At 37.9% G+C, this 701-nt stretch carries 1 pseudogene; it reads right to left on the reverse strand.

Annotated elements, in window-relative coordinates:
* Positions 1-20: 20 nt before the first annotated feature.
* Positions 21-701: pseudogene (locus ACFIMI_RS09740) on the reverse strand (transporter); the annotation flags it as partial.

A 701-nucleotide genomic window follows, 5' to 3' on the forward strand; every position in this document is an offset into this window, starting at 1 on the left:
TGTTGCCAATAAAAGTTTTTTCATTGCTTTGACCTTTCTTGAAAAATAGGAAGCCATTTTTCTGGAGATTGTCCAACTTCATCCATAATGGTCTCTAGGAGTTCAATATTCTTGGTGGTGCCACTTAAAATGGCTATTTCATCATCAAAGCCGCGTAAATTTAGTTCTGCTACAACTGAACTTTGTCCTTGTTTGATGAGAAAACGCCGTGACTCACGGCTTAATTCTGATTGTATCAGGTTAAATTCTCTGTCTGATAATTTAAACCCTTCTACATAATCCCCATGATTGCCCTTTTGATTAGGGAAATAAATTTGTGTGGGGCATTGCTCTATAATGGTGTGAGCAATAGTCGAATTGATCGCATCTTTGGGAGATTGCGTTGCAAACAACATCAAACCATTTTGTTTACGGATAGTTTTCAGCCTGTCTTGCGCAAAGGCTTTAAAGGAATCATCCTCTAAGGCTTTCCAAAATTCATCAATGACAATGATAATACGACGCCCATCAATCAGAGATAAAATTCTATGAAAAAGATACATCATCAATGGTGGACGAATTTCATTATTGTCTAAAAAATCCGTCATGTCATAACCAATAAATTTTGCATCAATGCCAATGTCGTCATCAGGATTGTCAAAAACCCACCCTAAGGCATTGCCTTTACACCATCTTTCTAAACGACCCGCTATCCCCTCCCT

It is taken from the genome of Bartonella sp. AP4SXKL (genome assembly GCF_042195845.1).
Taxonomy (GTDB): domain Bacteria; phylum Pseudomonadota; class Alphaproteobacteria; order Rhizobiales; family Rhizobiaceae; genus Bartonella.